This is a genomic window from candidate division Zixibacteria bacterium HGW-Zixibacteria-1 (assembly GCA_002838945.1).
In the GTDB taxonomy this organism is placed as follows: Bacteria; Zixibacteria; MSB-5A5; order GN15; family PGXB01; genus PGXB01.
Genome location: PGXB01000004.1, coordinates 33,691 through 54,996, shown reverse-complemented (window position 1 = coordinate 54,996; position 21,306 = coordinate 33,691). Strand labels below are relative to the sequence as shown.

At 48.3% G+C, this 21,306-nt stretch carries 25 protein-coding genes and 1 tRNA gene; 22 read left to right on the top strand and 4 right to left on the bottom strand.

All coding sequences use genetic code 11. The features are described 5' to 3' along the window. Position 1 precedes the first annotated feature (1 nt). The 8 genes from CVT49_02825 to CVT49_02790 all read left to right on the top strand — a co-directional run bounded on the left by CVT49_02825 (position 2) and on the right by CVT49_02790 (position 4,453). Positions 2-319: a cytochrome C biogenesis protein CcdA gene (locus tag CVT49_02825; GenBank protein ID PKK84526.1), complete on the top strand. Its 318-nt coding sequence runs from the start codon at positions 2-4 to the stop codon at positions 317-319. Continuing rightward, positions 316-741 (top strand): DNA-binding protein, encoded by a 426-nt coding sequence (locus CVT49_02820; GenBank protein ID PKK84525.1) that lies wholly within the window; start codon positions 316-318, stop codon positions 739-741. The genes CVT49_02825 and CVT49_02820 overlap by 4 nt, the downstream gene beginning before the upstream one ends. Beyond that, positions 729-1,523 (top strand): hypothetical protein, encoded by a 795-nt coding sequence (locus tag CVT49_02815; GenBank protein ID PKK84524.1) that lies wholly within the window; start codon positions 729-731, stop codon positions 1,521-1,523. Before CVT49_02820 ends, CVT49_02815 begins: the two co-directional genes overlap by 13 nt. Positions 1,524-1,544: 21 nt before the next feature. Continuing rightward, positions 1,545-2,045, top strand: coding sequence for a cytidine deaminase (locus CVT49_02810; protein PKK84523.1), 501 nt, complete (start codon positions 1,545-1,547; stop codon positions 2,043-2,045). Further along, positions 2,042-2,491, top strand: coding sequence for a transcriptional regulator NrdR (locus tag CVT49_02805; GenBank protein PKK84522.1), 450 nt, complete (start codon positions 2,042-2,044; stop codon positions 2,489-2,491). Before CVT49_02810 ends, CVT49_02805 begins: the two co-directional genes overlap by 4 nt. Positions 2,492-2,569: 78 nt before the next feature. Further along, complete coding sequence (tatC, locus tag CVT49_02800; GenBank protein PKK84521.1) at positions 2,570-3,322, top strand: twin-arginine translocase subunit TatC; 753 nt, start codon at positions 2,570-2,572, stop codon at positions 3,320-3,322. Between the two features lie 77 nt (positions 3,323-3,399). Next, positions 3,400-4,314, top strand: coding sequence for a 1,4-dihydroxy-2-naphthoate octaprenyltransferase (gene menA / locus CVT49_02795; protein ID PKK84520.1), 915 nt, complete (start codon positions 3,400-3,402; stop codon positions 4,312-4,314). A gap of 67 nt (positions 4,315-4,381) precedes the next feature. Continuing rightward, positions 4,382-4,453, top strand: a tRNA-Gly gene (locus CVT49_02790). Positions 4,454-4,705: 252 nt separating this feature from the next. On the opposite strand, the gene CVT49_02785 is transcribed toward CVT49_02790, so the two are convergent. Together CVT49_02785 and CVT49_02780 are read right to left on the bottom strand one after the other, a co-directional pair. Beyond that, entirely contained in the window at positions 4,706-5,191 is a 486-nt protein-coding gene (locus tag CVT49_02785; protein PKK84519.1) for a hypothetical protein, read from the bottom strand. Positions 5,192-5,372: 181 nt separating this feature from the next. Then, positions 5,373-6,248, bottom strand: coding sequence for a hypothetical protein (locus tag CVT49_02780; GenBank protein PKK84518.1), 876 nt, complete (start codon positions 6,246-6,248; stop codon positions 5,373-5,375). A 293-nt stretch (positions 6,249-6,541) separates the two neighbouring features. Between CVT49_02780 and CVT49_02775 the strand changes: the two genes are divergently transcribed. Both CVT49_02775 and der read left to right on the top strand, forming a co-directional pair. Further along, positions 6,542-7,816, top strand: a complete 1,275-nt coding sequence (locus tag CVT49_02775) for a hypothetical protein (GenBank protein PKK84517.1) — start codon at positions 6,542-6,544, stop codon at positions 7,814-7,816. Further along, positions 7,813-9,126, top strand: coding sequence for a ribosome biogenesis GTPase Der (gene der / locus CVT49_02770; protein ID PKK84516.1), 1,314 nt, complete (start codon positions 7,813-7,815; stop codon positions 9,124-9,126). The genes CVT49_02775 and der overlap by 4 nt, the downstream gene beginning before the upstream one ends. A 47-nt stretch (positions 9,127-9,173) precedes the next feature. Here der and CVT49_02765 read toward each other — a convergent pair whose 3' ends face one another. Next, positions 9,174-9,485, bottom strand: coding sequence for a hypothetical protein (locus CVT49_02765; protein PKK84515.1), 312 nt, complete (start codon positions 9,483-9,485; stop codon positions 9,174-9,176). A 189-nt stretch (positions 9,486-9,674) separates the two neighbouring features. Further along, positions 9,675-10,367: a hypothetical protein gene (locus tag CVT49_02760; GenBank protein ID PKK84514.1), complete on the bottom strand. Its 693-nt coding sequence runs from the start codon at positions 10,365-10,367 to the stop codon at positions 9,675-9,677. 453 nt (positions 10,368-10,820) lie between these two features. On the opposite strand from CVT49_02760, the gene CVT49_02755 reads away from it, so the two are divergent. The 12 genes from CVT49_02755 (at position 10,821) to fliF (ending at position 21,306) form a co-directional block, all read left to right on the top strand. Then, a complete protein-coding gene (locus CVT49_02755; protein PKK84513.1) occupies positions 10,821-12,125 on the top strand; it encodes a hypothetical protein in 1,305 nt (434 codons plus the stop codon). Beyond that, positions 12,122-12,922: a hypothetical protein gene (locus CVT49_02750; protein ID PKK84512.1), complete on the top strand. Its 801-nt coding sequence runs from the start codon at positions 12,122-12,124 to the stop codon at positions 12,920-12,922. The genes CVT49_02755 and CVT49_02750 overlap by 4 nt, the downstream gene beginning before the upstream one ends. 37 nt (positions 12,923-12,959) lie before the next feature. Further along, the gene (locus CVT49_02745) at positions 12,960-13,367 is read left to right on the top strand and encodes a hypothetical protein (protein PKK84511.1); all 408 of its coding nucleotides are present in this window, start codon (positions 12,960-12,962) and stop codon (positions 13,365-13,367) included. Positions 13,368-13,633: 266 nt separating this feature from the next. Further along, a complete protein-coding gene (locus tag CVT49_02740) occupies positions 13,634-14,947 on the top strand; it encodes a hypothetical protein (protein ID PKK84510.1) in 1,314 nt (437 codons plus the stop codon). Positions 14,948-14,959: 12 nt separating this feature from the next. After that, positions 14,960-16,315 carry a hypothetical protein gene (locus CVT49_02735; GenBank protein PKK84509.1) on the top strand — a complete coding sequence of 452 codons (1,356 nt, stop codon included), beginning with the start codon at positions 14,960-14,962 and terminating at the stop codon, positions 16,313-16,315. Positions 16,316-16,455: 140 nt separating this feature from the next. Further along, positions 16,456-17,217 carry a motility protein A gene (locus tag CVT49_02730; protein ID PKK84508.1) on the top strand — a complete coding sequence of 254 codons (762 nt, stop codon included), beginning with the start codon at positions 16,456-16,458 and terminating at the stop codon, positions 17,215-17,217. Positions 17,218-17,220: 3 nt separating this feature from the next. After that, positions 17,221-17,955, top strand: a complete 735-nt coding sequence (locus tag CVT49_02725) for a hypothetical protein (protein ID PKK84507.1) — start codon at positions 17,221-17,223, stop codon at positions 17,953-17,955. A gap of 161 nt (positions 17,956-18,116) precedes the next feature. Next, entirely contained in the window at positions 18,117-18,533 is a 417-nt protein-coding gene (gene flgB / locus CVT49_02720; protein PKK84506.1) for a flagellar basal body rod protein FlgB, read from the top strand. A 17-nt stretch (positions 18,534-18,550) separates the two neighbouring features. After that, the gene (gene flgC, locus CVT49_02715; protein ID PKK84505.1) at positions 18,551-19,045 is read left to right on the top strand and encodes a flagellar basal body rod protein FlgC; all 495 of its coding nucleotides are present in this window, start codon (positions 18,551-18,553) and stop codon (positions 19,043-19,045) included. A gap of 18 nt (positions 19,046-19,063) precedes the next feature. After that, entirely contained in the window at positions 19,064-19,381 is a 318-nt protein-coding gene (locus CVT49_02710; protein PKK84504.1) for a hypothetical protein, read from the top strand. After that, the gene (locus CVT49_02705) at positions 19,378-19,686 is read left to right on the top strand and encodes a flagellar hook-basal body complex protein FliE (protein PKK84503.1); all 309 of its coding nucleotides are present in this window, start codon (positions 19,378-19,380) and stop codon (positions 19,684-19,686) included. Before CVT49_02710 ends, CVT49_02705 begins: the two co-directional genes overlap by 4 nt. A 51-nt stretch (positions 19,687-19,737) precedes the next feature. Beyond that, positions 19,738-21,306: a flagellar M-ring protein FliF gene (gene fliF, locus CVT49_02700; protein PKK84502.1), complete on the top strand. Its 1,569-nt coding sequence runs from the start codon at positions 19,738-19,740 to the stop codon at positions 21,304-21,306.

Genomic DNA, 21,306 nt, shown 5'->3' with positions numbered 1-21,306 from the left:
TATGTCTGCTTTTAGAGTCGTTATGATTACCGTTCCCCCGGACAAAGCCGAGGATTTGGCCCAGAAAATGGTCGAAAGCAAACTGGCCGCCTGCGTAAATATTGTCGATACCGTCAAGTCCATTTATAACTGGAAAGGTGGACAGAAAAAAGATATCGAAAGCCTGCTCATCGCCAAAACCACCACCAAAAAAGTCGAACGGCTGATTAAATTTATCCGCGAGGCTCATTCCTATGAAATTCCTGAGGTTCTCGCCCTGACTGTGGCCGAGGGCAACCCCGATTATCTCGACTGGCTCGATAAGGAGACCAGCGAGTGAAATTCCGCAAAGTGAAAGACGGCTTCCTGGTTCGCCTCGAAAAGGGCGATAAAGTGGTCGCTTCACTGGCTGAATTCGTCAGACAGCAAAATATCCCATCCGGAATAATCAACGGCATCGGGGCCATTACCGATGCCACCCTGGGGATATTCGACATAGAACAAAAAGAATATTTCAAGAAAACGTTTAAAGATAACCTCGAAGTCGGTAACCTGACCGGAAATATATCCTGGGTCGAAACCACCGGCGAGCCGTTTGTGCATCTTCATGCGACCGTCTCGGAGCGATCCCTGTGCGCCTATACCGGACATCTCTATGAGGCCACCGTTTCAGTTACTATCGAATTATATATCAAGGTCTTCGAGGAAAAACTGTTCAGAAAACCGGATCCTGAAGTGGGGTTCAGCTTTTGGCAATTGTAAATACTAATTGCCCGACCATCACATTGACGACTGATTTCGGCCTGATCGACAACTATGCCGGAATCATCAAGGGGATAATATTATACCTGAACCCGTGTGCCCGTATAATCGACATTTCCAGTAATGCCCCGCCCTTTAATATCGAAGCGGGAAGCTACCTGCTCGAGACCTCATACCACAATTTCCCGCCCGGCACTATCCATCTCGGTATTATCGATCCCGGTGTCGGCTCCAGGCGCAAGTCCCTCGTCGTCGAAACCGAGGATCACTTTTTTGTCGGCCCCGATAACGGCCTGTTTTCGTTCCTGGGCCCAAAGCAGATCCGTAGAATCATTTCGCTAACGAAGAAAAAATATTTCCTGAAAGATGTGTCACCGACTTTTCACGGCCGGGATATTTTCGCCCCCATTGCCGCCTATCTGTCCTTGGGTGTCCAGCCCGATCGGTTCGGCCCCGAACTTGAATCTATTGTCCGGCCCAAACCCCTGAAGGCCAGGAAAACCGATATGGCTCTTGGGCGAATTATCTATATCGACCGCTTCGGCAATCTCGTGACCTCGCTGAAATCGCCCGATCTGCCCGCCGGCAGGATAAATGTCCACCTGAACGATCACAATATTGGATATGTCCGAACCACTTTCGGCTCGGTCAAAATCGGACAACCCGTCTGCTATATTAATTCCTTCGGTTATCTCGAAATAGCCGTCAATCAGGGCTCCGCCGCCGAATACTTCGATATCGACTACAAATCCGCCGCCAAAATTTTAATTGCGCCGGTTTGAACAGCTTATTAGATTGCCTCAATGAATATAAACAACAATCACAATCGGCCGTCATGGCACGAATACTTCATGCGAATCGCCCAGCTGGCCGCCACCCGCTCCACCTGCCTTCGCCGCCAGGTTGGAGCCGTCATTGTCAAAGACAAAAAGGTTCTCGCCACCGGCTACAATGGCTCCCCGTCCGGCCTTCGGCACTGCCTTGATATCGGCTGCATGCGCGAACAGATGGGCATTCCATCAGGTCAGCGTCATGAACTCTGCCGGGCCATCCATGCCGAGCAGAATGCCATCATCCAGGCCGCCACTTCGGGCGTCTCAGTCGCCGGCGGAATATTATATTCCACCACCTTTCCCTGTATTCTCTGCGCCAAGATTCTCATCAATGCCGGCATCAGGGAAATTTTCATAGGGGAGGGGTACCCCGATGATCTCTCGAAAGAAATGCTCGAGGAAGCCGGAGTGTCCATCAAGACGCTTATCGTCAACAACAAAGATATCAAAGTCGAGGGTCTGCCGCTGTGAAATGCCCCTTCTGCGGACATGAGGAGGACAAAGTCGTCGACTCCCGCTCGGCCCAGGACGGTCGTGCCGTGCGGCGACGCCGCGAATGTCTCAAATGCAAGGAGCGTTTTACTACCTACGAATATATCGAAAATGTCACCCTGACCGTCCTGAAATCCGACGGCCGACGAGAGCCTTTTGACCATGAAAAACTTCACCGCGGCATTAAGCTGGCCTGCAACAAGCGGCCGGTCTCGGTCAAGAAGATTGAAGCTATCGTCGATGAAATCGAGGCCCGTCTGCAGGAGCGCTCCAAGAGCGAAGTCACCAGCAAATATATCGGCGAACTGGTCATGGAGAAACTCCGCGAGATCGATGATATCGCCTATGTCCGTTTCGCCTCTGTCTATCGCAAATTCCAGGACAAAACCGAGTTTTTCGAAGAACTAAAAAAACTCCTCGGCTGAGCCTGTAATCCTTTCATTACCTGTTGGTTGAAAAATAAGTTGACTTATAGCGACTTGCGTTACTAATTCACTTTTACTATGACTGAAACCACGGACCCTGAAACCAAAAAGAGATTCGGCCGAAGCGACATGCCGTTTCTGGATCATGTCGAAGAGCTTCGCTGGCGCATAATCAAATCAATTCTGGCCGTCGCCGTCGTCGCCGGCGTCTCTTTCGTTTTTGCCGAGCATATTTTTAAGTTTATTGTTTTCCCACTGGGTGATATCAAACTCCATTTTACCGAAATCACCGGCTCTTTTTATGCCTATTTGAAAATATCGTTCTATACCGGCATCATCGGGGCCGCCCCGGTCATTCTATATCAAATCTGGCGTTTCGTGGCGCCGGGCCTTTATAGCAAAGAAAAATCAGCCGTCATTCCCTTTGTCTTTTTCGCTTCTATTTTGTTTCTCGGCGGCGCGGCCTTTTGTTTTTATGTTGTCCTGCCCTATGCCATCAAGTTTTTGGTCGGCTATGGCCAGGATGTCATGACGCCTATTATCACTGTCAACAGCTATGTTTCTTTCGCCGGGATGATGCTTCTGGCCTTCGGCCTGACCTTCGAACTTCCCGTCATCGGCTATTTCCTCGGCAAAATCGGCATTATCTCGGCGCGCACTCTCCGCAAGGGCCGCCCGTATGCGCTGGTCCTGATCCTGGTAGCGGCCGCTATTCTGACACCGACCCCCGATGTTTTCTCGCAATTATTATTGGCCGGCCCGATGTATTTTCTATATGAAATCACTATTATCCTGGTGCGCTACACCGGCCTTAGAAAAGATGAAAAATAGGTTGATTTGAGACCTCGCCTGGCTTTATATTCCGGCGGTCACAAGGATATTAATTACAAAACGCAGGATTTTTATTTATGAATTCTTTTATACTTTGGATAAAGGCCGCCCGGGCGCCGTTTTTTACCGGAACCATCATCCCGGTGCTGTTCGGCTCGACTTTGGCCTATTATGAAACCGGCCGCTTTCACTGGCTTCTGTTCTTCGTTACGCTGATCGGCGTTGTGGCGGCTCATGCCGCCGCCAACATGGCCAACGACTACTATGACCACAAAACCACCGATGATGACGTCAACCCGCATTTCACGCCGTTTTCGGGCGGGTCAAGGATGATTCAGGATCATATCCTGACACCGGGCGCCGTCCTGACCGCCGCCTTTATCTGCTGGGGCATAGCCCTTGCCGCCGGGATCTATCTCTTTTTCCATACGCCCGGCTACTGGGTGCTGATTCTGGCCGCGCTCGGCTTTATCGGAGGGTTTTTCTACACCGCCACCCGATTTGCCTTTTCATATAACCGGGTCGGGGAATTGTCCATTCTGGCCTGTTTTGGCATCCTGCCCATCATGGGCTCATATTTTGTCCAAACCGGCTCTTTCAGCTGGCTCTCTTTCTGGGCCTCGTTCCCGATCGGGTTCTTGATTACCGCCATTCTTTATGTTAACGAGTTTCCCGATTATGAGGCCGACAAATCGGTCGGCAAAAATCATCTGGTCGTTACGTTCGGTAAAAGCCGCGCACGCGCCGGGTATTATTTTCTCATTTTCGGCAACTATGCCGGGGTCGTGTTGCTGGTTATCTTTGCCGGATTGACCCCTTATGCGCTGGCAGCTTTGTTGTCATTGCCGATTGCCCTTAAAACCGTGCGCATTTTTGCCCGGGAATATCAAAATCTCAAAGAATTCATTCCGGCCCAGGCCGGAACCATTCAGATTCATTTTCTGGTCGGCCTGCTGATGTCGGTCGGCTGTATTATCGGGGCCGTGGTTTGACCGCGGACAAAAGACTTGACTTGACGGGACTTTCGAGATAAGTTTAGAAGACAACACAAGCATATAAGCGGGCGTAATTCAGCGGTAGAATGCAAGCTTCCCAAGCTTGACGTCGTGGGTTCGACCCCCATCGCCCGCTTTTTTTATTGGCCTCGAATATCCCCGAATAATCTTCATATCAGCCCAAGATAACAAATGGGCAATAAAGATTGGGTGCCCCATCCGCCTTGGCGGACTTTGGGTTGGATTTAAAACGGGTTATAAATCGGATTCGAGGAATATTATTTTTGTAATTAAAGCAATGAAAACAAGATTGATTGCCAGGACATGCGATCCCACAGCAAGCTGTGGGGCACCCGGGCCGCAAGTAATGGTGTGATCTTAAATCGGACTATATCAATCCGCTGTTTTTAAAATTATTTTTTTCGCCCGTTAATCTCGCACCAAGCAGTTCTTGCGGAGCAAGCCGGAGAAATTCAATAAAAGTATACTTAAAACAATTATAGGCAACTTCCCAATCCTTATTCCAATTTTTATTCTTTACATCTAATCCGCCTAAAGATAAATGCACAATTTCTTTGCTTATGCGCTTATTGATTCGTTTGATTTCAGACATGTTTCGATGCCGGACAGTGGATTTACGCCAAATTTTCACATCTTGAAAAAAGTCTTCTGCAATAATATCTTCATTGTATTTAGGCTTGCCGTAGAAAAAATGAAATAGATTTCTGATATGAGTTCCTATTGCCTCTATTAAAACATTTTGCACTGTTTCCCTTGTTTCAACACTATCGGCTGCAAATCTATCGTTTATTAATTGCAGCATATTAATACTATGAAAAAATGATACAACCTCATAATGTATATGCTCATCCATTGCAATTAGTTTAGCTTTGCAGGGTCTTTCCCGGATTTGCGGTATATTAATCTGGTTCCTAAATAAACGCCTTAAATCATTTACGACAATTTGTAGTCGCTTATGCATATATAGACCATAGTAATTATATTATATAAATAAGAATATATCTTTGTAACAATTTTGTTTAGGCCTTCTGGTATCAAACATTATCATTGTCTGACGTTAAACCAGTATCGTTGGCCTCTTTATTGATAGAAATATTTCTATCGCCGGCCGTTGCTGACTTATCGTTGTCTCTATTATAAGATTGTGCCAGCAGAATAAGACCGGTATATATTTCTCTTGCTTCTCTTCGACGATTACGAATCATCCCTTTTCTAATATGTAGTTTTATTAATAACCTGATTAGTATTACTGCTGAAATTGCCAATAATGCTCCATGTATGGGAAATCCTGAAAGGTCCCTGTCTACAGGAAAAATATAATAAATCCAGCGAGAATAGTCCCATGAGAATAAGATCAATAGAATTCCCCAATATGTTCCTGCAAATCCCAATATTCGAAAAGGCCATAGACAATTCCTTCGAAGTTGCCTTAGCGAATTCTGGCGCTCCGCGGCCGCGGCACATTCCGGAGCCATTCTCATTACAATTGATCGAGACATATAAAAATGCAAAGTAGACCATTCACGATTTGAATTTTTGCCAATATTGACTGAGGCTTGGTCTGGCAAAGGCATTAATTTATAGAAGGCTGATAATACCGCGGCTTTGAAATTTTCATTAGTTTCGTAGTTTTCCTTCTCAAAAATAAAGCATTCCCTCGGATCCTGTTCCCCCTTCTTTTCATAAATATTCCTCTCATAATTAAATGTGCAACTGGACAAAACAACTCCAAGAAGATATGCTAAAATTGCGGCGATCAAAAGAGTCCCAATGCCTGGATTTAAATTAGAAATTATATCAAACAATGGAGTCGGCAGCAAGATTATGACTATTGCCAATAGCGCCAATGTTCCGGGAACAAAATATGCCAGAAAGTCCTGAAGAGAAAAATTGAATGATGGAATATTCATTACTCAATCTCCTGATATTATTTGACTTATCCGATTGGATTACGCCAACAGTTTTACTTTATTAATCCAGAAAATATATCAAATGTTCTAAGAATAAGTCAAGAATATTTGACTGGGTAATTTAATACCAGGCCTGGCACAAACTCGAAATTCATTGAATAATAACACATTAAGGCGATTTTCCGTATCTTCAATATAGCGCTGAAATCGCCTAATTAATCCGATGCGTGCCATACACATGTACCCACACCTTTTCCCTTGGATTTGCCGCCCGAATCAATATATTACTTCCCATGAAAATCGCTGTGGTTGATAAAAACTCCCCGCTGTTCCGCTATGTCCGGCCCGGATATAACCTGCTTAAAGTCAACGGGGAAGAGGTAAAGGATAATCTCGACTTCATGTTCAAGTCGGCCGAGGAATCCTTGTTGCTTGAAATCGAGGATACCGGCGGCCTGATCCACCGTTTTGAACTCGAATGTCCGCCCGACCCGGGTCTGACTTTCGAGAATGACAAAATCTGCCGCTGTAAGAACAAATGCATCTTCTGTTTCGTGCACCAGCAGCCCAAGGGGATGCGCCGCTCGCTCTATGTCAAAGATGATGATTTCCGGCTCTCGTTCACGCACGGCAACTTTGTCTCATTTTCCAATATCGATGATAACGACATCCGGCGCATCGTCGAGCAACGGCTGTCGCCGCTCTATGTCTCGGTGCATGCCACCGAAGACGAATTAAGGCGGCATCTCTTCAACAACAAGAACCTTCCTCCGATCATGCCCCAACTGCGTCATCTGGCCGAGCATGGCATTATGTTTCATACGCAGGTTGTCGTCTGCCCCGGCATCAATGATGGCGCCCATCTCGATAAAACCATCAGCGATCTTTTTTCGCTTTACCCTTCGGTGCAGACTCTCGGTGTCGTGCCGGTCGGCCTGACCCGCTACCGCGAAAAACTTCCGCAATTAACGCCTTTCGACAAAATCAAAGCCGATGACATGATCGATTCCATTCATTCCAAACAGAAAGAATTTCTGAAACGGGAAGGAACACGGTTTGTCTTCGCCGCCGACGAATTCTATATTTTGGCCGGGCACGCCTTGCCGCGGCTGGCTGATTACGAAACCATGGAGCAATTCGAAAACGGGATCGGGATGATGCGCCTTTTTATCACCGATTTCAACCGGCGAAAAAGAAATATAAAGAATCTAACCCGAAAAAAGAAAGTCGCTGTCATGACCGGCGTCTCGGCCTATTCGGCTTTTAATAACAGCATAATAACCCCTTTGAAAAAAGAAGGTTTTATCATAGATTTATTCCCGGTCGAGAACCATTTCTGGGGAAAGAGTGTTACAGTCAGCGGGCTGTTGACCGGGAAAGATATCCTGGCACAGGTTAAAAGGACAGCGGGCAAATATGATATTGCTTTATTGCCCCCGAACTGCTTAAATAACGACATGCTTTTTCTGGATAATATCTCGCTCGAACAGTTCCGGAAGGAAGCGGGCATCAGGATTGAGGTTGGGGATTACAGTATGATCGACACATTAAAAGAGGTGCTGGCGTGAGTATTCCATTGGTGGCATTAATCGGACGGCCCAATGTCGGGAAATCGTCGCTGTTCAATCGCTTTCTGCGCAAACGGCTGGCCATTGTCGATGATACCCCCGGCGTCACCCGCGACCGGAACTACTCCCTGTGCGACTGGGCCGGGCGCGAATTTTACCTGATCGACACCGGCGGCATGATTCCCAACACCAAAACCGGCATCAGCCGGCTGGTTCTCGAGCAGTCCGAAACCGCCATCGATCAGGCCGATCTGATTGTCTTTATCGTTGACAGCCGAACCGGCCCCGATGAAGTCGATGAGCGTATCGCCGCCAAACTTCAAAAATCGGGCAAGAAAGTCCTTCTGGTGGCCAATAAGGCCGATAACGACATCCAGGAGTACGAGCGTTTCCAATTCCTGAGACTGGGTTTGGGCGAACCGATGGCCATCTCGGCCACGGTCGGGCGGAATATCGGCGAGACACTTGATCTTATTGTCGAAATGCTCCCATCGGTCGAAAACGAAAAGGATGAGTCCGAGGCGGTTCGAATTGCGGTTATCGGCAAGCCCAATGTCGGCAAGTCGATGCTTATTAATCGCCTGATCGGCGAGGAGCGGGTTATTGTCTCGCCCATTCCCGGGACCACCCGCGATGCCGTCGATACCCCGTTCGAGCTGGACGGGAAGAAGTATGTCCTGATCGACACCGCCGGTCTGAGGAAGAAAGCCAAGGTCAAGGAAGATATCGAGTATTTCACCACCCTGCGCACCCTGAAAGCCATCGAGAGCTGCCATGTGGCAATGGTCCTGGTCGATGCCTCACAGGGGCTGACCGTTCAGGACCTCAAAGTTATCGAGGATGCTGTCGAGGCCCGGAGGGCCATTGTCATGGTGGTCAACAAGTGGGATCTGATCGAAAAGGATGAACGCACCGCCGATATTTTTACCACGCAAATCCGTGAATTCGCCAAAACCATTTCATATCTGCCTATTATATATATCTCGGCCCTGACCGGCCAGCGGGTCCTTAAGACTATCTCGCTGGTCGATCATGTCTACGAAAACTGGCACATCGAAATTGCCACCCCTGAACTCAATAATTTTCTGGAGGAACTTACTCAAAAACAACCTCCGGCGGCCGTGCAGGGAAAATATATAAAGCTCTTTTATGTGACCCAGAGCGGTGTCCGCCCTCCGACTTTCATGTTTTTCTGCAATTATCCCGATCTTCTGCAGAAAAGCTACCTTCGTTTTATCGAGAATCAGTTCCGGGCGCGCTATGATTTTGAGGGCATCCCGGTCCGCTTTGTCTTCAAGAAAAGAAAATAAAAAAACGCGACCCTGTCAAAGCCGCGTCTTTCCAAAGAGACATAATTTTACTTTTTGAATCTTCGTCTTATACCGATCGCCGCTATTCCGGCGCCCAGCAGAATCAATGTGGCCGGCTCTGGAATCGCCGGGGTTCCGTTCCCTGTGCCATTATTTTTCGCCGGATCAGTAATCGTGCAACCGACATTCTCACTGTTCGCGGTGTAATCCCCGATCAGGTTCGAAGGTTGATTGGCGTTGTTCTTGGCGGTGTTCGGTGTCGATGGCGGAGACGCCTTGTGATCGACGGCCGACATCTGGGCGAATGAAATCGGTGCCAGTATAAGAATAACCAGCAACACTGAAAGTGTTATCTTCATATCATGTAATCCTCTCAAAAGTGTGTACTCTTGAACAAGAGGTTTGGGGTTTAGTTCCTATGAGTGGATTAAATCAATCCATGATATGAGAATAGTGCCACTCTGTGCAATTATTATACAGTTCAAAGTAAAAACGGGAGGCTGGTGCCCCCCGTTTTATTAAATGCCTTGCGAAATCGAATTATCCGACTATTTTCGATACCTTCTGTAAATGCCCAGGCCCATGCTTCCAAGAGTGAAAAGAACCAGGCTGGCAGGCTCGGGAATTCCGGGAGGAGGCGTTCCAGTAGCATCATGCGAGAAAGGTGCGAAATACTGGATGCTGCCGTCAGGATTAAGAGTATAGGCATCGAAATGCAGAAATGCCGTACCGGTGGCAGTAATTGTGAAGACCTTATATTCTCCCATCGCCTTGGAATTGGCCAGGTAACCTTGGGTTGACGGATCCCAGTAAGCAGGCTTCGGCTGAACATCGCCGACACCGCCGACCATGCCAAAATTGCCGGCATCGAATTCTGTAAACCAGGCTGGAAAAATACCATGCTTCGCCAGATCATCGCCCGGATCAAAAGCCGGGGCCGTCATGATCGGAGCATAACCGTAAATCCATTCATCGTATGTGGTACCGTTAACGTTTACCGAGGCCATACTATTAGGATCATCATTCTGGGCAAAATCCAGCGCCATGCTCACCTTTACGTTGGAAAGGGCTTCATTGGCCCCGATCACGTAAATGTCGAAAGTGCCGTCGGTTGACACCCAGCTTTCGGTAGCCGCGTCATAAGTGCCCCCGGCTATGAAAAGCTGGAGATTCGGGACCGCCTGCGATGAGCCAAAGGCCAGCAGAAGGATGGAGAAAATAAGAATCCAGATTTTTTTCATAGGCATTTCCTTTCTTAGGTATTGTTATTCATCAAATAAGTATGCATGTTCTATGCCGAATATTATGCCGCAATATATTTAATAATAGCCACTTACCCCTGAATAAAGATTCCGAAATCAGAAGCCAATAATAATGTCCGTCGCAATCTCGATTTGCGCTTGTAATCATCATCTAACCAACCACTTACGGCATACGGAAAAGGCAATTATTTTCGCCATTGGATACAATGATTTAAAATGATTCCTGCCAACCCCTAAAAAAATATTTTGTCGATGCCGAGAAAGCAGTGAAAGCAGGTCTTTAAGTAGATTATTTGTAATCATAATCGTAATGATTTGCAATATGCTGCAATAAATGATGCAAATACTTGCATATTTCTATGGCGGGCCTTGACTTTTCCATTTGCCCAAAATAATGGTTAATTAAGCGATCATTATGCCGATTAATCCCCTATGGCACAAGACATTTCAACCGAGTCAAGAATCTTCGAACTGGAAGATAGACTTGAAAAAACCAGGCTGAATCTTCACGACCTGGCAACTATGGGGGCTCTGATTACATCTTTACTGGAATTGGAGACCATTCTTTCCGTGGTTATGGAAATGTCGATAAGAATGGTCGATGGTGAAGTCGGGCTGCTGCAATTAAATGAGGGCGGCGAACTTGTCTCCAAAGTGATCTGGGGGGTCGATGACATTGTCGCCAGAAATATTTTCTGCGATGATGGCACCGATATCGCCACCTTTTGCTACAGCAAACAGCAGCCGGTTCTCATCCGGGAGTATAATCGTAAACTGGAATTCGGCCCCCATGTCAAAAGTGTTTTGGCACTCCCCATAAAATCGCGGGCCAAGTGCCATGGCATAATTATAATCATCAATAAGACGACCGACGAAGGGTTTCTGGATGAAGACAAACGGCATCTGGCCATGCTCATCAATTTCGCGGCGGTGGCTATCGACAACGCGCTTCTTCTCAAAGAATCGCTTTTGAAACAAAAAATCGATCAGGAACTGACCATTGCCCGACAGATCCAGGAAACCATTCTGCCCGACCTGCGCTCGGATATGAAGGGCGTCGACATCGGCACCATGTATCGTCCGGCCCGATCTGTCGGCGGCGATTTCTATGATATCATCCGTGTCGGCGAGCAGGATTTTGTCGTTGTCATCGGAGACGTTTCCAGCAAAGGGGTTCCGGCAGCTATGCTCATGGCGGCTTCGGCCGCGGTCATTCGCTCGGAGTTAATGAATTCGCCGGATATAAGCCCGTCAAAGCTGATGACCAATCTTAACAATGTCCTGTGTAACGGCGTCATCAAGAGCCACCATATGTTCGTGACTCTATTTATCGCCCGCGTGGACATGAAGGGAAGTAAGGCCTCATATTGCAATGCCGGACACCTTCCGCCTTTTTACTGGGATTCGCAAAAGCAGGAAATCAGGCTGCTGCATCCGGGTGGAACATTTGTCGGGCAATTCGCGGAAGCAAAATTCAAGGAAGGCGGAATTAACATTTCGCGCGGTGACAGACTTCTTGCCTTTACCGATGGAGTAACCGAAGCGGAAAATATTCATAAAGGTCAATTCGGTGTCGAGCGCCTTAAAAACGCATTTATCAAGGAAGGCGATCTGCCGGCGGCGGACTTCTGTAAAATGGTCCGCGACTGGGTCGATCGCTTTGCCGAGGGCACCGGTGATGAACCTTTTGATGATTTTACTTTACTGAATATCAAGTTCCTAAAGGGGGATCTATGATAATCAAATCATTTAAGTATGCTTCGGTTATTGAATCGGAAGGCCGCATGTATGAAGACATCAAAACGCTGCTGATGGAAAACAATATTTCCGGCAAGCTCCGCGGCAACGTTCTTCTTACTGTGTCCGAGGGGTTTACCAATGCCCTCACGCATGGCAACAATTTCGATAAAAGCAAATCCATTGAAATAACCATTGGTATTAATGATGCCGTTGTATCTGCCGATATTACTGATGAAGGCGACGGTAATGTGAAATCCATAAATAAAAGAAAACCCTCGGATTTAATGCAGGAAGGCGGCCGGGGAGTGGATTTGATGGAATCAATCGCCGACGACTTTAAAATGACCAGAGATAACGGGACCGGAGGTCTGCGGATTTCAATGACTTTCGAGAGAAATAAGTATAAAAACGTCAAAGATAATAAACGCAACCTGGAGGCAGTAATGGAGTTCAGCAGAAAAGACGAAGGCAATGTGGCAATAATTTCATTGTCCGGTCGTCTCGATCTTGGCACCGGCGGAAGACTTAAGGAAGAGGTCAAAAAGATCCTGGAGTCCGGCAAAACATCGGTGCATCTCAACCTTTCCGAAGTCGAGTTTGTCAACAGCTCCGGATTGGGCGCTTTGGTTTCGATCATGAAGGAAATCAGAATTTATCGCGGACGATTGACCCTGTCCAATCTTGAAGATTATGTACAGGAAATCTTCGATATTACCCAATTGTCCCATATTTTTGAGATTTTCACCTCCGAAGAAGAAGCGCTTAAATCATATCAGCCGGTGGAAGCCAGTTGAGGATTTCCTATCAAAGCCAATGTAAGGAGACGAAAAATTGAGCAAAAACAGCATTCTCGTCGTCGATGACGAATTGCTCATAAGAGATCTTTTGTATGATTTCTTTTCAGAAAAAGGGTGGCTCGTTTCCGTTCATGAATCCCCGGAACGTGCCCTCGAAACTCTGAGAAATCGGAATTTCGACATCGCCCTGGTTGATTTGAAGATGCCTGAAATCGACGGCATCGACTTTGTCAAAAGGATTCGGAATTTCAAGCCGTCGCTGCCGGTCGTCATCATGACGGCCTTCCCGAGCACCGAGACCGCCATCGAGGCCCTCCGCCTGAAGGTCAATGATTACATCATTAAACCATTCAATATTAACAAGCTGTTCAAAATATTGGATGAATTAATAATCGAGTCCAGACAAACCGAGGAAATTCGGACAGGGCATCTGGAAATATAAGCATACCCGGTTCTTTTATAAATCGGTATTTCCCATGATCCCATCGCGGATGGGAAAACGACAAATATCGACGATTCTCAGACCGTTCTTTAATTATAATAACAGATATCTTCACCTTGCCCCCTGCTGTCGTTCCTGATATATTACAGGTAAAATAACGCATGGGTAAGAGGCAAAATCAGCCTGCCGAAGGGGGCAAAAGTAATCAGTTTTTTGTTGAAATGGCGCCCCGGTCTGTTTAATATACATGGGCATATACAGGATTTATGGAAATGGATGAAAAAGAAACAATCGATGTTGATATTCAGGATGATATCGGCCGGTTCGCCGATTCATACTCTTCATTCAGCAAAATCATAAATAAAATTCAGCGGCAGTACCTGTCGCTCAGGGAAACCTATACGCGCCAGAGCGAAGAGCTCCAGGCGGTCAACAAAACACTGCAATCCCTGATGAAGGAAAACCGGGCCGTCACCGAATTTCTCAACAGCATCCTTAACTCACTGTCATCGGGAGTCATCGCCCTTGACACCTCCGGAAAAATATCGCACATGAACCCCGCCGCCCGTAAAATACTGGGCGTCAGCGAGGCGTCCTTTCATTCCGGAGATCTGGATTATGGCGATGTCATTCGGACCGTCGAGGATTCGCATTGTTCCGCTCTCGAGGCCATGCGGCGCGGCGTCAATGTGGATAATGAAGAGATAAAAATCAGGACCAGACATGAGACATACCTGACCCTTTCGGTATCGACCTCGCTCCTGAAAAACCGTGGCGGCGAGATTATCGGCGCCGTCGAATTATTCCAGGACGTATCCAAACTCAAAAGAATGGAAGAACAGATATCACAAATGAAGGTCCTGGCGTCGCTGGGGGAGATGGCCGCGTCGATCGCCCATGAGGTCCGCAACCCTCTCTCCGGAATCGGCGGCTTTGCCTCGCTGCTATCGCGCGACCTGGAAGGCGATCCCGATAAAAAAAGAATGGCCGACAAGATTGTCGAAGGTGTCAGCAGTATCAACAATACCATTCAAACCCTGCTCGATTTTGCCCGGCGCGAAAAGCTGGAGAAAAGCAATGTCGATCTTAACGGCTATCTGAACGATTTGCTTGATGAATTCGTGGAGATGAATGGTTTGCAGGATGCCGCCGACAGGATTGACCGCTGCCTGCAGCCGGAGGACTCGGTCTCCGTAGATCTGGACAGCCAGTTGTTCCGGCAGGTCATATTTAATTTTGTGAAAAACGGACTCGAGGCCTGCGGGGATGACGGTCTCGTCAAAGTAACGGCCCACCCGCTGCCTTTGGCCGAGGCCCAGAGAGAATATGGGGACAAGCTGCAGTTGTCGGGAACTGAAACCCTGGCCAAAATTATCATCGAAGACAACGGCTCCGGTATCAAAGAAAGCGATCTCAGAAAATTATTTTCACCTTTCTATTCCAATAAAGAAAACGGCATCGGGCTGGGCTTATCCATAGCCTGGAAAATTATCAAGGCTCACGGCGGTGATGTCGCCGCCGAAACACAGTTGGGCAAAGGGACCAAATTCTCAATTGTGCTGCCCGCACGAAAGGGTTAGCCGTGGAGACAAATTATGAAGATTAATATTCTGGTAGTCGACGATGAAAAACTGGCCAATGATTTTTTTGTCGAGGTCCTGACACGGGCCGGTTATGAAGTCGAATCGGTTTTTTCGGCCGAGGATGCGCTGGTGCGCTTGAACAATAAATCGTATGACCTCATGCTTTCCGATATTCGCATGAAAAATATGGATGGCATCCAGTTACTGCAAAAAGCCAGACAACTCCATCCCGAAATGATTGTCATCATGATTACCGCCTATGGTACCATCGAAAATGCCGTAAAAGCCATGAGACTGGGGGCCTATGATTATTTGCTTAAACCGGCCTCCCCGGATGCCCTTGAATTAGTCGTGGCCAAAGCGGTCGAGTTAATTACGCTCAAAAAAGAGAATTCCCAGTTGCGCTTGGATCTGGCCGCCCGCTACCAGAACATCGTCGGCAAATCGGCCAAAATGAAGCTGGTTTATGACCTGATTGAATCCACCGCCAGCGCCCGTTCGACCGCCCTGATTACCGGTGAATCCGGAACCGGTAAGGAACTGGTCGCCCGCGCCATGCACTATGCTTCCGACCGCTGCGAAAAGCCCTTCGTCTCGCTCAACTGCGCCGCCCTGCCGGAGAATCTGGTTGAAGCCGAACTTTTCGGTTACGAAAAGGGCGCCTTTACCGGGGCCGTCCGCCAGCATAAGGGGCGCTTCGAGATGGCCGATGGCGGCACTTTACTGCTTGATGAAATCTCCGAAATGCCGCTTGGTCTTCAGGCTAAGTTGTTGCGGGTCCTGCAGGAAAAGGTGATCGAGAGAATCGGTTCCGGAATACCCTTTTCTGTCGATGTCCGCATTATTGCCACTTCCAACCGCAATCTGAAGGAGTTTATCAAAGAAGGGAAATTCCGTGATGACCTGTTCTATCGCCTGAATGTCATCCCGATTCATATCGTGCCGTTGCGCGAAAGGCTGGAGGATATTCCACTCCTGATGAATCATTTTATCGATAAATACAATGTCGAAAATAGGAAAAATGTCGAAGGGGTCGATGAATCGGTCATGCGGCTGCTGATGAAATACCATTGGCCCGGAAACGTCCGCGAACTGGAAAACTATATTGAACGGGCGGTCGTGACGGCATCTTCGAAGATTTTGACGGCTAATGACTTCCCGCACGATCTGGCCCTCGGCAAACTGGCCGATGAGGTCCCCGGCGTGGGGGTCGGAATGACACTGGCCGAAGGCGAGAAATTCCTGATTCTCAAGACTCTTGAGAAATTCAGCGGCAATAAGACCAAGGCTGCAGAAACCTTGAATATAACCACTCGAACCATCAGGAATAAATTGACTGAATATAATATCGAAACCGAGGACTGATTCGCCGTCGATTTAGCTAAATTTCACCAATTCCTGCTTTCATCACTTCAAAAACCGGCGTAAATGCCGATATTCCTATTGATTGTCAATATTTTGGGGCAGCCGGGTTCTGCCCGTATTGGCTGAAAAATAGGTATTTTATGGATATAACTACAATTGGCGGATTGATTCTGGGCGTCGGTGCGATCCTCGTTTCATTCATTATGGAAGGCGGGCATCTCAGCGCTATTGTCCAGCCGCCGGCAATGCTGATCGTTATCGGCGGTACTCTCGGCGCTTCGGTCGTAACTACCTCGCTGAAAACGCTGACCAGCGTCCCCACCTATCTTCGCCTGGCCTTTACCGGCCAGAGCCCTAACCCACTGCTGACGATTGACACCATCGTCAGGCTGTCGGAGAAGGCCCGTAAAGAGGGAATCCTTGGGCTCGAAAATGATATGCATAGAATCCGTGATCCCTTTTTCAAAAAAGCGGTTCAGCTCCTGATAGACGGTACCGAGGGTTCCGTTTTGAAGGGCATATTGGAAACTGAAATCGCCTATATCGAGGACCGCCACAAAAAGGGAATACTCTTTTTTCAAAAAATGGGTGGTTTCTCGCCGACGCTGGGTATTATCGGTACGGTGCTCGGCCTTATTCATACACTGGGCAGCACCAGCGATGCCGAACGAATGGCCACCGCCATTGCCGGAGCCTTTATTGCCACTCTATGGGGAGTCGCCCTGGCCAATCTTTGTTATCTTCCGCTCAGCGACAAACTAAAGCTGCGGCACGAGGAGGAACTGGCCAATCTCGATCTAATCACCGAGGGAGTCATATCCATTCAGTCGGGTGATAATCCCCGGGTTGTTAAGACAAAATTACTTTCGTTCATATCTCCACACATGCGTGATTTCGAGTAAGCAATGATGGCTCGACGTAAAAGAAACGATGACCATGAAAACCTGGAGCGCTGGCTTCTGACCTATGCCGACCTGATAACGCTGCTTCTGGCCTTCTTTATTGTCATGTATTCGATGTCCCAGGTGGATGCCAAAAAATTCGGCAAAATGTCGCGCGCCCTCTCCGGCGCCTTGAAGGGTGGCAGCATGGCCATCAAGCGCGGCACCGATATCGGTCTCACCGACGGCAAGGGCGTGATGGAAGTGGGACATCTGATGTCGATCGGCAAGATGATCGAGGAGAATCTCAACAAACCGGGCGAGGACAAGCCGGTCAGTACCGAAATGAGCGAGCGCGGTCTGGTCATACATATCGTCGAATCGGCGCTGTTCAAGCAGGGCTTATCCGAACTCGAACCAAAGGCAAAATCGGTGCTTGAAACCGTATCCCAATATTTGCATGGCATAGATAATCATATCCGGGTCGAGGGCCATACCGACAATATTCCCATCAATACCGTAAAATATCCCTCGAACTGGGAATTATCGTCGGCCCGCGCCACCGAGGTGGTCAGATATTTCATTGAAAATAATGTCGTCGGTCCCAGCGAGATTTCGGCTCTTGGTTACGGCGAATACCGCCCGATGCGCCCCAATAACTCAATTGAAAACAGAGCCCAAAACCGGCGTGTCGATATTGTCATCCTGACCATGGAAATGACACATGCCGAACCTAACTCCGAGTTTTACAATCCATAAATGCACTTCTGGAAAAGTCTTCTCTAAGACAAGGGACATTTTTTCCCGGCCGGGCTTCTGTCAGGAATCCCGGCCGAACTGTAAGTCATTATAAATAAATCAGATAGAGTGATATTTCTTTTTTGGCATTGGCCTTGCTTAACGTCAAAGCGGGTAATGCTATGTCGAATATTATACAAAAAGCGGTGATTGACAAAAGCGGGATTCCGCTGTATAAGCAGTTTCTTAATCTATCCTCTTTAAGACAAAAACTTATCGCCGGAAATCTTTCCAATGTCTCGACACCCAAATACCAGAGCAAGGATATTGATTTTCACGCCGAATTAAAAAAGGCCATCGGTGGTGATAATCATATCCAGGCCAAATTAACCCATCCGGCCCATATACCGGTCGGAAGAACCCGCGATTCCGAGCCTGAAATAATCGTCGACAAAAGCGCCGAATCCAATGGCGTCAATAACGTTGATGTCGATAAGGAAGTGGCCAATCTGGCCATGAACCAGATCACTTTCACGGTCGGAGCCAAACTTATGGCCAAGAAATTTGCGGGATTGAGTAACGCCATAAAAAGCAAATAGCATAAAGGTATAATATTATGTCCGGAATCTTTACAGCCATCGAAACCTCGGCCACCGGCCTGACTCTTCAGCGCCGGAAGATGGATGTGGTCGCGAAAAACATCGCCAATGCCGAAACGACCGAAACTAAAAGTGGCGGCCCCTACCGCCGTCAGAGAGTGGTCGTATCGGAAAATCCGGAAAATGTCCCGTTTAAGACTCATATGGTTCATGCCGGGGCCAAACTGGCCCGGACCCATGCCAATCATATCGGCGGAAGATTGAAACCATCGATAAAGGAGACCGAAGTCTCCCGGGTTGACGGCGAAGTGATCCAGGATCCGGCTTCAGATTATCGCCTCATATATGATCCCAGCCATCCCGACGCCAACGAGGAAGGTTTCGTCCGGATGCCGGACATCGAAATAGTCAATGAAATGGTCGATATGATGGCCGCCACGCGGGCCTATGAGGCCAACACGATGGCCATCTCGGCCGCCAAGGAAATGGCTAAAAACGCTCTTGATATATAGGATATGGAGAAATAAAACATGAAAATCAATCCCATTGGAATCGACAGTTATCGCCAGGCGATGGAACGGCCCCAGGTCGAAAAACGCCCGGATGCCGATAACAAACCGCAGGTCAACCAAAGCGAGCGCGTCAATATCACCGACCGGACCGACCGCGTCGGCTCGAAACTGGCCGTCCGCCTTAAACCCGGCACCTTTGTTGACATGCTCTCGACCGAGGAAAAGAAAGCGGTCGAACTGGCCTTCGAAAAATATGCCGGAGCCGGGCGTACCTACGCCAAAAACGGCGCCAATGAAACCGTCCGGGCAGGAAGTCTGGTGGATGTAAAATTATGAGCGCCAACGTTGGACAGATCAATCGGGTCGTTCCCGGTCTCGCCAATCAACTGCAGAAAAGCCAGCAGCTTGACGGGGCCGATAAGGCCAATTTTACCGACCTGTTCAATAATTTTCTGAACTCGGTCAATGATCTGCAATTCGACTCCGCCAAGGCCCAGGAGCTACTGGCCAGCGGCGATGCCGCCGACTTGCATCAGGTGATGATTGCGGCCGAAGAAGCCGGAATTGCCATGGATCTGCTGCTCGAGATTCGCAATAAACTGGTTGATGCATATAAAACGATAATGCAAATGCCGATGTAGGATTGTCGGCGATGCCATAGGATTTGGCAAAACAACTAAATAGGATTTGCAATGGAATATTTCAAACATCTGTTTACGAATATCTCCAATTTTGTACGAGCTATGTCGCCCAGTCAGGCGATTATGCTTATTGGTATCACCGCCGGAATAATTGTTGGCGCTGTTGTTATGACCGGATGGGTCAGCAGCATCAGCTATGCCACTCTATACTCCGGCCTGGAACCGTCCGAAGCAGGTGAAATCACCGAATATCTGACCGAACAGAATATTCCATACCAGCTCGCGGACGGCGGCAAGACCGTTTCGGTCCCATCGGGTGATGTGTACAAAGTAAGAATCTCCCTGGCTTCACAGGGACTGCCGCGATCCGGCAATATCGGTTATTCGATCTTCGATCAATCCAATCTCGGCATGACCGAATTTCTGCAGAATCTCAACTTCCGCCGTGCCCTCGAGGGCGAATTAATGCGGACGATCATGCAGTTATCCGATGTCCAGGCCGCCCGGGTGCATATCGTAATGCCCAAGGATCGCCTTTTTGCCCGGGATCAGAAGGAAGCCACCGCCTCGATTGTCCTGAAACTGAAAACCCCCGCCGGCCTGAGCAAATCGCAACTGGCCGGTATCACCCATCTGGTGGCCGCCTCGGTCGAAGGATTGAAATCGGAAAACATCTCCATCGTCGATTACAACGGCAACCTGCTGACCAATATGAACGATTCCGAGCCGCTTGCAGGATTGTCCACTTCGCAACTGGAAGTCCGCAAGAATGTCGAAAACTATCTCGAAAAAAAGGCGCAGTCGATGCTCGACGGCGTCATCGGCAACGGAAAATCAATCGTCCGCGTGACCGCCGAACTCGATTTCAAACAGGTTGAAACAACCTCGGAACTGTACGACCCCAATTCAACCGTCGTCCGCAGCGAGGAAAAAACCGAAGAAACCAAAACGGTTGCCGACAAAACCGAAGAAGTCAATGAAAGCACCGATGACAGTCGTATCGAAACTTCGATTACGAATTACGAAATAAACAAGACGGTCGAGCATATTATCAACTCGGTCGGTAATATCACAAGATTATCGGTGGCGCTGCTGATCGACGGCGTTTATACGCCCGCTGAAGGCGCCGGCGGAACCGGAACCACTGAGCTGGTTTATCAGCCCCGCCCCCAGGAAGACATCGACCGCATCGCTTCGATCGTCAAGAATGCCGTCGGATTTGATTCCGAACGCAATGACCAGATCGAAGTCATGAATATCGCCTTCGATAATACCTCGATGCAATTCGAGCAGGATAAGCTCGATCAGATCTATCAGCAGGAATTTTATTACGATATCGCCCGGAAACTCGGGATTGTCGTCCTGGTGATACTGGCTTTTCTGTACTTACGAAAAAAAGCCAAAAAGTTTTTTACATCATTGGGCCAAATTGTCCCGATCGCCTCCGGCGCCCGGACCGTCTCCGGGAGCAGCGCCGGCGAAACCTCGGAGCGCGTGGTTCCTATCGTAGAGCCTGAAAAGCGAAAACCCAAGCTTATAGACCAGATGCATACTGTCGTCAAGGATCGCCCCGAGGAACTGGCCAAAGTCATTAAGACCATGATGATTGACGAGGTGTAA

What these genes read in the sequence shown, in the direction of transcription:
- flgC (PKK84505.1), top strand. Translation starts at nt 18,551, where the DNA reads ATGTCCGGAATCTTTACAGCCATCGAAACCTCGGCCACCGGCCTGACT.
- CVT49_02725 (PKK84507.1), top strand. Translation starts at nt 17,221, where the DNA reads ATGATGGCTCGACGTAAAAGAAACGATGACCATGAAAACCTGGAGCGC.
- CVT49_02710 (PKK84504.1), top strand. Translation starts at nt 19,064, where the DNA reads ATGAAAATCAATCCCATTGGAATCGACAGTTATCGCCAGGCGATGGAA.
- CVT49_02730 (PKK84508.1), top strand. Translation starts at nt 16,456, where the DNA reads ATGGATATAACTACAATTGGCGGATTGATTCTGGGCGTCGGTGCGATC.
- CVT49_02810 (PKK84523.1), top strand. Translation starts at nt 1,545, where the DNA reads ATGAATATAAACAACAATCACAATCGGCCGTCATGGCACGAATACTTC.
- CVT49_02825 (PKK84526.1), top strand. Translation starts at nt 2, where the DNA reads ATGTCTGCTTTTAGAGTCGTTATGATTACCGTTCCCCCGGACAAAGCC.
- CVT49_02780 (PKK84518.1), bottom strand. Translation starts at nt 6,248, where the DNA reads ATGAATATTCCATCATTCAATTTTTCTCTTCAGGACTTTCTGGCATAT.
- CVT49_02760 (PKK84514.1), bottom strand. Translation starts at nt 10,367, where the DNA reads ATGAAAAAAATCTGGATTCTTATTTTCTCCATCCTTCTGCTGGCCTTT.
- CVT49_02765 (PKK84515.1), bottom strand. Translation starts at nt 9,485, where the DNA reads ATGAAGATAACACTTTCAGTGTTGCTGGTTATTCTTATACTGGCACCG.
- CVT49_02755 (PKK84513.1), top strand. Translation starts at nt 10,821, where the DNA reads ATGGCACAAGACATTTCAACCGAGTCAAGAATCTTCGAACTGGAAGAT.
- CVT49_02750 (PKK84512.1), top strand. Translation starts at nt 12,122, where the DNA reads ATGATAATCAAATCATTTAAGTATGCTTCGGTTATTGAATCGGAAGGC.
- tatC (PKK84521.1), top strand. Translation starts at nt 2,570, where the DNA reads ATGACTGAAACCACGGACCCTGAAACCAAAAAGAGATTCGGCCGAAGC.
- CVT49_02775 (PKK84517.1), top strand. Translation starts at nt 6,542, where the DNA reads ATGAAAATCGCTGTGGTTGATAAAAACTCCCCGCTGTTCCGCTATGTC.
- CVT49_02705 (PKK84503.1), top strand. Translation starts at nt 19,378, where the DNA reads ATGAGCGCCAACGTTGGACAGATCAATCGGGTCGTTCCCGGTCTCGCC.
- flgB (PKK84506.1), top strand. Translation starts at nt 18,117, where the DNA reads ATGTCGAATATTATACAAAAAGCGGTGATTGACAAAAGCGGGATTCCG.
- fliF (PKK84502.1), top strand. Translation starts at nt 19,738, where the DNA reads ATGGAATATTTCAAACATCTGTTTACGAATATCTCCAATTTTGTACGA.
- CVT49_02785 (PKK84519.1), bottom strand. Translation starts at nt 5,191, where the DNA reads ATGGATGAGCATATACATTATGAGGTTGTATCATTTTTTCATAGTATT.
- CVT49_02740 (PKK84510.1), top strand. Translation starts at nt 13,634, where the DNA reads ATGGAAATGGATGAAAAAGAAACAATCGATGTTGATATTCAGGATGAT.
- menA (PKK84520.1), top strand. Translation starts at nt 3,400, where the DNA reads ATGAATTCTTTTATACTTTGGATAAAGGCCGCCCGGGCGCCGTTTTTT.